Consider the following 8,760-nt stretch of genomic DNA (forward strand, 5'->3'; position numbering starts at 1 on the left):
AACTCCATAAAATACAGTTACCAGTCCCATGAACCAGTAGTGAAAACGTTCCATCCCGCACCCTTTGCAAACAATGGGATTAGCATACCGCTGAACGCTCATTGTGCAACGTTGACGGAAGGACCGTACGTTCGATTCGCGGTTAACAGCCCAATTGTGCAGCAGATGGTGGCGGCAAAGATCGATAGGCACACAATGGCTCGTCGATAGATTTTGTGAGTGTTTCATGTAAGTTTTAAGAGAAAATGCCCGTTTTTATAGGGTGGGACCCCGAAGGGATGCTCTTAACACTTTAATGGTACCGGTGGCCGGACTCGAACCGGCAAGCCTTGCGGCGGGGGATTTTGAATCCCCTGCGTCTACCAATTCCGCCACACCGGCACTTGCGAGGCTCGCTCTAGCCCAGTGTCGCGAGAGCGTCAATCGCTCTCCGGCAACAGATGCATTTATTTGGATAGTTTTGCCGCGTCGCCGCATTGACGGAACCCCAAAGGCATGACACTGCCGAAAGAATGATAAGGTCTTTATATAACTGGACTATGTCCATGGCCGACCATCCCCGCGCTTTGTGGGTGCTGGCGTTTGTGGCGTTCATCGAAAGTTCGGTGTTCCCGATCCCTCCGGATATCTTAATGATTCCCATGATCCTCGCGGCGCCGCGCCGCGCGTTTTTGATCGCAGGCGTGGCCACGGTTTCATCCGTTTTTGGCGGAATGCTGGGCTATTTCATCGGTGCATTCTTTTATGAAACAGTCGGTGCGCCCGTTCTCGAAGCCATGGGCAAGGGCGGTTCTATGGCGGAATTCAACAACCGCTTTAACGATTTCGGATTTTGGGCGGTTCTTGTGGCGGGGCTGACGCCGTTCCCGTATAAAGTGATCACTATTATGTCCGGTTGGACGGGAATGCCGCTTGCGACGTTTGTTGCAACATCCATTCTCGCCCGCGGGTTAAGATTTTTTATTGTGTCCGCATTGTTATGGAAATTCGGTGCGCCGGTTCGCGCTTTTATCGAGCGTCGCCTCGGGCTTGTGTTCACGGCGTTTGTTGTCCTGTTAATCGGTGGCTTTGTAGCCCTTAGGTTTTTATGATCCTGAACGACATGTCTCAAAAACAAACGATCATGGTCGCGGCTGGCGGCTCTTTGGTGTTGCTCGCGGGCGCTTTTTTGTTTCAGGCGCTGGGCTATGCGCCGTGCCAGATGTGCTTGTGGCAACGTTGGCCACACGGGGCGGCGATTGTGCTGGGCTTGGTCGCCCTTGCGGGTATCGCGCCCCGGCTTATGGCCTACGTGGGGGCCGCCGCTGCGCTAACGACCGCAGGGATCGGCGCGTTCCATTCCGGGGTTGAGCAAGGTTGGTGGAAAGGCCCCAGCGCGTGCAGCGGTGCGGGCAATGATCTAGGCGCTCTTAGCGGATCTGATTTGCTGAGCACCGCGATCCAAGACACGATCATCATGTGTAATGAGATCGCGTGGTCCTTTGTGGGCCTATCAATGGCCACATGGAACATGGCGCTATCATTGGTGTTGGCGGCGATTTGGCTTCGTGCGGCACGCATGGCCTAGTGCCTTGGGCACGTTAACCGTTCACTAGATCACCCGCCGGAGGCCAAGGCACCCGGCGGTATCAGGGCTTAACCCGCCAGTTTTTTCGCGACGATCTGGTTGACGACAGCGGGGTTGGCCTTGCCACCCGTGGCCTTCATCACCTGACCCACGAACCAGCCAGCCAGCTTTGGGTTCTGCTGGGCCTTTTCGACCTGCGCGGGGTTGGCGGCGATGATGTCATCGACGGCCTGTTCAATCGCACCGGTGTCTGTCACCTGCTTCATGCCACGGGCCGCGACGATCTCAGCCGGGTCGCCGCCCTCGGTGTAGACGATTTCAAACAGGTCCTTGGCGATCTTGCCAGAGATTTCATCTGCTTTGATCAGCGCGATGATCCCTGCCAACTGCGCGGGCGATACGGGGCTATCTGCGATGCCGGCATCATCCTTTTTCAGGCGACCGAACAGCTCGTTGATGACCCAATTGGCGGCCAGCTTACCGTCGCCTGCTGTTTCGGCCACGGCCTCGAAATAGACCGCATCGGCGGTCTCAGCGGTCAGAACGCTGGCGTCGTAATCGCTCAGCCCAAAGTCCGCCATAAAGCGCGCCTTTTTAGCGTCGGGCAACTCGGGCAGCGAGGCTTCGATTTCATCAACCCAAGCCTGCTCAATCTCTAGCGGCAAAAGATCGGGGTCGGGGAAGTAGCGATAATCATGCGCTTCTTCCTTGGATCGCATCGAGCGGGTTTCGTTTTTGTCAGGGTCATAGAGCCGGGTTTCCTGCTCTACGCTGCCGCCGGCCTCAACAATGGCGATCTGGCGACGCGCCTCGACCTCAATCGCGGCTTGGATGAACCGCATAGAGTTCATGTTCTTGATTTCACACCGTGTCCCAAGGTGCGAGAAATCTTGCGTTTCTTGGTATTTTTCATACGCGCCGGGCAGACAGATCGAGACGTTCACGTCCGCACGCATGCTACCGCTTTGCATGTTGCCATCACAGGTGCCCAAATACCGAAGAATTTGGCGCAGCTTGCCCAAGTAGGCAGCGGCTTCTTCGGGGCCACGAATGTCGGGGCGGGACACGATTTCCATCAGGGCGACGCCCGTCCGGTTCAGGTCCACGAATGACATCGCAGGGTCCATGTCGTGTATGGACTTGCCGGCGTCTTGCTCAAGGTGGATGCGTTCGATGCGGACAAGCCGTGCGGTGGGGGCCTCTTTGGCAGAGCCTGCGCCCATTTCGACCAGCACTTCGCCCTCACCCACGATGGGGTGGTACAGCTGAGAAATTTGATAGCCCTGCGGCAGATCAGGATAGAAGTAGTTTTTGCGATCGAACGCCGAGGTCAGGTTGATCTGCGCCTTCAGGCCAAGGCCTGTGCGCACGGCCTGCTCTACACAGAACTCGTTGATGACGGGCAACATGCCGGGCATGCCTGCGTCCACAAAGGCCACGTTGGAATTGGGCTCTGCGCCGAAAAGGGTCGATGCGCCAGAAAACAGCTTTGAGTTTGAGCTGACCTGCGCGTGGACTTCCATTCCGATGACCAATTCCCAGTCGTGCTTTGCACCGGCAATGGTTTTGACTTTGGGTAGGTCATAGGACAGGTCGAGCATCAGGGCCTCCGGGGTCATGTCTTGGCCTTTCGTTTAGGCGAGCACGCGGGGCAGGGCAAGGGCAAGCGATGGGCGAAAACAGGCTCAAACCTCAGCTTGGGACTGTGAAAATTGATTTTTCCTCCCTGCGCGGCTACGCGAGTGGGGTTGGGTTGGGGGCTATGGGTCATGTCAAACACTGTAGCGAGGGGAGCGATTGCCCTGATGGTGTGTCTCTCGGTGTCTTCGGCGTCCGCGCAAACGGGAGCCGTATTCAATGAGGAACCGGCGTCCCAGACGTCGCAGGCACCGCTAGTATCGGCTTTTCCCATCGCGCGCCCCGCGCAGGCAAAGCTACCCAAATTGCGGTGGGATCATATCAATGGGTCCCGTGGCTGGACCCAAGCGACAATGCGCGCTTTGGGGGCGCATGGCGCGCCATTGGTCGACATCGTGCCCGCTGATATCGCGCAGTGGTGTCCCGCCTATCCACAGGCCGAGCGGTGGGCACGCAAAGCATTTTGGGCAGGGCTTCTGAGCACACTGGCAAAGCACGAGAGCACCTATCGCCCCCGCATCGTTGGAGGCGGGGGAAAGTGGGTCGGCCTTGTGCAGATCCTGCCCGCAACCGCGCGTGGCTATGGGTGCAAGGCCCGCACGCGTGAGGCGCTCAAGGATGGGCGCGCAAACATGTCCTGCGCCGTACGGATCATGGCGACAACGGTGCCACGCGACGGGGTAGTTAGCGCAGGCATGAAAGGCGTGGCCGCAGATTGGGGCCCGTTTCACAGCCGAGCCAAACGTGAAGATATGCGCCGCTGGATCGCCTCGCGCCCGTTTTGCAAAGCGCCGGTTGATTTGGCTTCGATAGCGCCGGTGCCACGCCCGGGCGCGAAGGGTGACACAAGCATTGGGGTGGTATCGCGGGCTGTGTCAGATGGCCTGCTGCTAGATGGAATCGTACCGATGCCACGTCCCGACGCACTGAGGACCGTGTCGAACTGAAGCGCTAGGGCAGGATCAAAATCCACACAGACACAGTAATAATCGACGCCGCTGTGCCCAGCAAAACCCCAGAGGCCGAGACCCGTGTCGCCCGCCCATACACGGCTGCAAATAAATAGCTGTTTACGCCCGGGGCCATGGCCGCCGTCAACACGGCGGCGCGCAGTTGCGGTGTATCGAGCGCGAGCAGAGTGCCCATGCCCAGTGTCACCGCCGGATGGAGGATCAGCGCGATAGAGATCAGCATCAAGATCGTGCGCCCATCGCCCTCGGGCTTGTAGCGGACCATCACGCCCCCGAGCCCAAAGAGAGCTGCGGGTAGGGCCGCGCTGGTCATGAGGGTCACGGCCTCCATCACCGGTGCAGGCAGGGCCATCCCAGACAGGTTTACCGCAAGGCCTAGCCCCACGCCGATCATGAGCGCGTTACGAAACATCGCCCGGGCCACCAATCGGGCGGTGGAAAAGGCGCCGGGACGGGTGGCGGCGTGCCTCGCGCGGACAATCTCCATGGTGGTTAGTCCCACCAAATAACAAAATCCCGCGTGGAGTGAGATAATTGCGAAGTTCGGGGTTAGGCTGTCGATGCCGTAGGCGCGCTCTGCGATGGGCAGGCCCAAAAGGACAGTGTTGGCGAACATCGCGGCAAAGCCGATGGCGATGGCATCCTCGGTGGGGCGGCCAAAAAAGATCTTGGCCCCTGCGATGCCTGCCATGAAGCACACAATAGAGCCGGTGTAGTAGCTGGTTAGCAATCGCCAGTCGAAGCTGGCCTTAAGATCCAGCCCGGCAATGGCGGAAAACAAAAGGCAGGGGATGGCGAATTTTTGGGTGAAGGTCATCAAGCCTTCGGTATGGGCCTCGGAGAAAATGCCGCGCCAGACAGCCAGATAGCCCGCCGCAATCAAAACAAAGACCGGCAACGTAACGCTGAGAACGTCACCCATCAGTGTAGGGCAGTTCGAGGACGCGGCCATCCCATGCGGGACTGATATGCGCGGGCGTTTCGGCGTCGAGCGTCGCGTAGTCGAGGTCGATGTGCATGTTGGTGATTACCCCCTGTTTTGGGGCCATCTTGGCGAACCATTCTAGCGTCTTGTCGAGGTGGAAGTGTGACGAATGCGGTTCGCGCCGCAGGGCATCAAGGATCCATAGATCAAGATCTTTGAGCGCGGGCAACGCGGCGTCTGGGATGTCAGAGACGTCGGGCAAATACGCAGCACCGCCCACACGGAACCCCAACGCATCGATGCGCCCGTGGGCGACCTCAAACGGTGTCAGCGTAAGTGGACCACCGGGGCCTTCGACTGTGACGGGTGCAGGCGTGTCGATCCGGTGCATATCCAAGATCGGAGGATAGTCAGAGCCGGGGGGCTGCACGAAGACATAACCAAACCGCTGCGTCAGGTTGTCGAGCGTGATGCGATCCGCCCAAACGGGCAAGCGTGCGCGCATGTTGTAGACGATCATCCGCAGATCATCGACACCGTGCACGTGATCAGCGTGAGAATGAGTGTACAGAACGCCATCGAGCCAGCCAACACCCGCATCCAACAGTTGCCCGCGCAGGTCGGGCGAGGTGTCAATCAGCACCGTTGTGGTGCCATTTTCACCCACGCGCTCAACGAGCAAAGAGCATCGCCGCCGCCGGTTTTTTGGATTGGTCGGGTCACAATCGCCCCAATTACCGCCGGGTTCCCCGGATAGCCGAGGCACGCCCCCAGAGGAGCCACAGCCCAGAATGGTCAGGCGCAAAATGTCGGAGGTTGCAGTAGAATTCATGGCGTGTTGATGCGCCTTTGACGAAGCGGATGCAAGAGCAAGGCGTAGGGGGGCGGGCGCGTTGGCCCGACAAAAATGGGGCTCTGCCCCCGTCTGATGTGATCAGACGCCCCCGGGATATTTCGAAACCAAAGAGAGCCTAGGGCTGTGCTTTCCAGAACAAGCGTTCAAAGTTTTGTTCAAGTTGTGCGGCAAAGGCTGGGTAGGGGATTTCGAAGTGGTCGGCCATCCGCTTTGCTGTATGTGCGGAATAGGCGGGTTCATTGCGTTTTCCGCGATAGGGGGGCGGGGCGAGGTAGGGGCTGTCGGTTTCGACAAGGAGCCGGTCGCGCGGTGCGTTGGCGAATATCTCACGTAATTCAGAGGATTTGGGGAAGGCAGCGATGCCCGAGATCGACAGGTAGAAGCCAAGGTCAATCGCGGATTGCGCCAATTCTGGGCTGCTGGAAAAGCAGTGCATGACACAGCTGTAGGCGCCGGCCTTGTGTTCTTCGCTTAGGATGCGAGCCATGTCCGCATCGGCGGCGCGGGCATGGATGATGAGGGGCAGCCGCGTTTGGCGTGCGGCTTCGATATGAATACGCAGGCTTTCTTGTTGGATCGCGGCGCTTTCGGCGGTGTAGTGGTAATCGAGCCCTGTTTCACCGATGCCGACGAATTTGGGGTGCTCTGCTAGGGTGAGCAGTTCATCCAAAGTGGCGAGGGGTTCTTCCGCCGCGCTCATGGGGTGGGTGCCCGCAGCCCAGAACACTGACGCATGGGCCTCTGCGATCGCTTGGACCTGAGGGGCTTGGCGCAATTTGGTGCAGATCGTAACCATTCGGTGAACGCCTGCCTCGGCGGCGCGGGCGATCAGATCGTCGTGTTCACCCTCGAATGTGTCGAAGTCGATGTGGCAGTGGCTGTCGGTGATTTGGGGGGCGGTCATGAACGGGCGCTCCTGCGCTCAGGCCCAGCGTCGGGCCTCGGTGTCGATTGCGTGGAGCGTATCAAGGATGACGGCGGCGGGGTCAAGGTTGACGGCACGGGCGTGGGCGATCCGGGCGCTGTGGGTGCCTGAGAGGGTGGCCCAACTGCGCGCGGCCACGTCATGGGGCGCGAGGCGGGCCAGGATTTGTGGCTCAGCATCCGCGACGGGCGGGTTTGGTGGGCCAGTCAGGCCTGTGCGCGCAAGTCGTGCAAGGAAGATTGAAATTAGTTCGGTTGTCAGGGCGTAGGTTTCTGTATTTGCAGCGCCCACGCATGCATCAGCGCACTTGAGTGCAGTTTGTCGGTCCAGCGTTGGGCGCGCCCAAAGGCTTAGGAGGCGTGTGTAGATATCGAGACCGCCGCCAGATGTCATGCGCAATGCGGTCCCGACCGAGCCGTTGGCAAGCGCACTCAGCCCCGGTGGGCGCGTGGTATCTGCGTCCGGGGCGGCTTGTTGCAAAGCCTGTGTCAGGTCATCCTCGGACAGGGGCATCAAGGGCAAGGCCCGGCAGCGGGAGCGGATCGTTGGCAATAGGCGTGCGGGTTGATGCGCGATCAGAAACAACGTCGTATTGGCGGGTGGCTCCTCAAGGGCCTTGAGCAAAGCGTTTGCCGCCGATGTGTTTAACTCATCCGCCGCATCTACGATCACAGTGCGCCGACCGCCATCGCTGGCGGACATATGGAAAAAGTTATGCAAGGCGCGGGTCGCATCAACCGTAATTTCTGCGCTGAGTTTTTTGGTTTTCGCGTTCCAAGGGCGGCGCAATAGGAAATGCGATGGCTCCGACAGGGCGGCCATTCGGCGCGCGACGGGGTGGTCTGGGTCAGTTTCGAGGCTGGTGGGTGCGGGGGACGCACCAAAAAGCCCTGCATCGCCGCTGGCTGTGGGCTGCGACAGCAAAAAGCGTGCGGCACGCCATGCGAAGGTCGCCTTTCCGATGCCGCGCGGTCCTGTTAGCAGCCATCCATGATGGAGCCTATCCGAGGTAAAAGCGTCTAGAAACGCGGCCTCGGCGGCAGCTTGGCCAAAGAGGTGAACAGTGTTGCGTGGATGTGGAGCATCGCCGGCGCGGTCTGGTTCTGGCGGGACCTCATCGGCTTCAATCATCGCCATGTTGGGGCGCCTTTCAAGGACTGTGGGTGGCGATAGCGATAAGGGCGCAAGCCACGCGGCGGGGCGGTAAAGACCGGGGTGTGCATCGGTTAGGCCCTATGGCGCAGATGGCTGTCTACTGCGTCCCAAATGCGCGCGGCGACTACGTCTTGGCTGCCCTCCGCGCTTACGGGGATGCAGCGGTCAGGGGCGTCTTGGCTGAGGGCGGCGAAACCTGCGGCGAGCTTTTGTTGAAAACCCAATCCCATCGCTTCAAACCGGTCCTCGGCGGTATCGCGGGCAAGGCCCCGGCTGAGGGCATGGGCCGGGTCCATATCCATGACGATGGTGACATCCGGTTCCATGCCGATCATCAGGTTGTGCAGGGCATCCACGGTGCCACGCAGATCGCCACGTGTGGCGCCTTGGTACACACGGGTCGAATCTGCGAAACGATCACTGATGACAACCTGACCAGCGGCAAGTGCGGGGCGGATCGTCCGCTCCAAATGGTCGCGACGCGCGGCTGTAAACAGCAAAATCTCGGTCTCGGGGGACCAGCGTCCGGGATCACCTTCAACCAGCAGACGGCGGATTTCTTCCGCACCGGGGGCCCCGCCGGGTTCACGGGTCAGGACAACGTCATGGCCCGCTTGCCGCAAGCGGTCGGCCAGCATCCGCGCTTGGGTGGACTTGCCGGACCCATCGATGCCCTCAAAGCTTATAAACATATGGTTTCTACTGTTCGCTAGAAGAGAGGGG

At 59.7% G+C, this 8,760-nt stretch carries 9 protein-coding genes and 1 tRNA gene; 3 read left to right on the forward strand and 7 right to left on the reverse strand.

Annotated elements, in window-relative coordinates; all coding sequences use genetic code 11:
• Positions 1–296 precede the first annotated feature (296 nt).
• Positions 297–381: transfer RNA gene (locus AC4GMC_RS15910), tRNA-Leu, on the reverse strand.
• 131 nt (positions 382–512) lie between these two features.
• Between AC4GMC_RS15910 and AC4GMC_RS15915 the strand changes: the two genes are divergently transcribed.
• Together AC4GMC_RS15915 and AC4GMC_RS15920 are read left to right on the forward strand one after the other, a co-directional pair.
• Positions 513–1,091, forward strand: a complete 579-nt coding sequence (locus AC4GMC_RS15915) for a YqaA family protein (RefSeq protein ID WP_487878645.1) — start codon at positions 513–515, stop codon at positions 1,089–1,091.
• Positions 1,092–1,102: 11 nt separating this feature from the next.
• The gene (locus AC4GMC_RS15920) at positions 1,103–1,567 is read left to right on the forward strand and encodes a disulfide bond formation protein B (protein WP_487878644.1); all 465 of its coding nucleotides are present in this window, start codon (positions 1,103–1,105) and stop codon (positions 1,565–1,567) included.
• Between the two features lie 68 nt (positions 1,568–1,635).
• Here the strand turns inward: AC4GMC_RS15920 and gatB are convergent, their stop codons facing one another.
• Positions 1,636–3,168 (reverse strand): Asp-tRNA(Asn)/Glu-tRNA(Gln) amidotransferase subunit GatB, encoded by a 1,533-nt coding sequence (gatB, locus tag AC4GMC_RS15925; protein ID WP_487878643.1) that lies wholly within the window; start codon positions 3,166–3,168, stop codon positions 1,636–1,638.
• 168 nt (positions 3,169–3,336) lie between these two features.
• Between gatB and AC4GMC_RS15930 the strand changes: the two genes are divergently transcribed.
• Entirely contained in the window at positions 3,337–4,152 is an 816-nt protein-coding gene (locus AC4GMC_RS15930) for a transglycosylase SLT domain-containing protein (protein ID WP_487876541.1), read from the forward strand.
• Positions 4,153–4,156: 4 nt separating this feature from the next.
• Here AC4GMC_RS15930 and AC4GMC_RS15935 read toward each other — a convergent pair whose 3' ends face one another.
• The 5 genes from AC4GMC_RS15935 to tmk form a co-directional block, all read right to left on the reverse strand.
• Complete coding sequence (locus AC4GMC_RS15935; RefSeq protein WP_487876540.1) at positions 4,157–5,098, reverse strand: AEC family transporter; 942 nt, start codon at positions 5,096–5,098, stop codon at positions 4,157–4,159.
• Complete coding sequence (locus AC4GMC_RS15940) at positions 5,091–5,933, reverse strand: MBL fold metallo-hydrolase (RefSeq protein WP_487876539.1); 843 nt, start codon at positions 5,931–5,933, stop codon at positions 5,091–5,093. The genes AC4GMC_RS15935 and AC4GMC_RS15940 overlap by 8 nt, the downstream gene beginning before the upstream one ends.
• A gap of 139 nt (positions 5,934–6,072) precedes the next feature.
• Complete coding sequence (locus tag AC4GMC_RS15945; RefSeq protein ID WP_487876538.1) at positions 6,073–6,861, reverse strand: TatD family hydrolase; 789 nt, start codon at positions 6,859–6,861, stop codon at positions 6,073–6,075.
• Positions 6,862–6,879: 18 nt separating this feature from the next.
• Entirely contained in the window at positions 6,880–8,019 is a 1,140-nt protein-coding gene (locus tag AC4GMC_RS15950) for a DNA polymerase III subunit delta' (RefSeq protein WP_487876537.1), read from the reverse strand.
• Positions 8,020–8,108: 89 nt separating this feature from the next.
• Positions 8,109–8,729, reverse strand: coding sequence for a dTMP kinase (tmk, locus tag AC4GMC_RS15955; protein WP_487876536.1), 621 nt, complete (start codon positions 8,727–8,729; stop codon positions 8,109–8,111).
• Positions 8,730–8,760 lie beyond the last annotated feature (31 nt).

The sequence above is a fragment of the Thalassobacter sp. genome (assembly GCF_982993085.1).

Coding starts and splice junctions, on each gene's coding strand:
- AC4GMC_RS15920 (WP_487878644.1), top strand. CDS start 1,103: ATGTCTCAAAAACAAACGATCATGGTCGCGGCTGGCGGCTCTTTGGTG.
- gatB (WP_487878643.1), bottom strand. CDS start 3,168: ATGCTCGACCTGTCCTATGACCTACCCAAAGTCAAAACCATTGCCGGT.
- AC4GMC_RS15935 (WP_487876540.1), bottom strand. CDS start 5,098: ATGGGTGACGTTCTCAGCGTTACGTTGCCGGTCTTTGTTTTGATTGCG.
- AC4GMC_RS15940 (WP_487876539.1), bottom strand. CDS start 5,933: ATGAATTCTACTGCAACCTCCGACATTTTGCGCCTGACCATTCTGGGC.
- tmk (WP_487876536.1), bottom strand. CDS start 8,729: ATGTTTATAAGCTTTGAGGGCATCGATGGGTCCGGCAAGTCCACCCAA.
- AC4GMC_RS15950 (WP_487876537.1), bottom strand. CDS start 8,019: ATGGCGATGATTGAAGCCGATGAGGTCCCGCCAGAACCAGACCGCGCC.
- AC4GMC_RS15930 (WP_487876541.1), top strand. CDS start 3,337: ATGTCAAACACTGTAGCGAGGGGAGCGATTGCCCTGATGGTGTGTCTC.
- AC4GMC_RS15945 (WP_487876538.1), bottom strand. CDS start 6,861: ATGACCGCCCCCCAAATCACCGACAGCCACTGCCACATCGACTTCGAC.
- AC4GMC_RS15915 (WP_487878645.1), top strand. CDS start 513: ATGATAAGGTCTTTATATAACTGGACTATGTCCATGGCCGACCATCCC.